This is a genomic window from Psychrobacter sp. 1U2 (assembly GCF_051847575.1).
In genome coordinates this window covers 1-533 of sequence record NZ_JBPYDC010001744.1, presented here as the reverse complement: position 1 = coordinate 533, position 533 = coordinate 1, and the positions used below count along the sequence as shown (strand labels likewise).

The 533-nt window shown below is 52.9% G+C and carries 1 pseudogene; it reads left to right on the top strand.

Annotation, left to right across the window (positions count from 1 at the left end):
• A pseudogene (locus ACS8FD_RS24175) lies at positions 1-533 on the top strand (phosphoribosylformylglycinamidine synthase); the annotation flags it as partial.

Genomic DNA, 533 nt, shown 5'->3' with positions numbered 1-533 from the left:
ATTAAAGACGTGCTACGTCATCCAACCGTTGCCAGTAAATCGTTCCTAATCAGCATTGGTGACCGTTCTATCACGGGTATGGTGGTGCGTGATCAGTATGTGGGTCGCTATCAGGTGCCAGTCGCTGACTGTGCGGTGACTGCATCAGGATTGGTTGCGTTAGATAGTCAACCTATGACTGGGGAGGCAATGAGCGTTGGCGAGCGTACGCCAGTCGCCTTGATTAGCCCTAAAGCCTCTGCACGCTTAGCGGTCGGTGAGGCGATTACTAATATCGCCGGTGCGCGTATTGCGCAGCTGTCTGATATCACCATGTCAGCGAACTGGATGGCCGCTTGCGGTGATGACGCGGAAGATGCGGCATTATTCGACGCGGTACATACTGTCGGTGAAGAGCTATGCCCAGCACTCGGTATTGCTATCCCAGTTGGTAAAGACTTGCTATCGATGCGTGCCAACTGGAGTGACGAAGACGCTGACAATCAAAGCCAAGACAAATCAGTCGTCTCGCCAATGAGCCTTGTGATTACCGC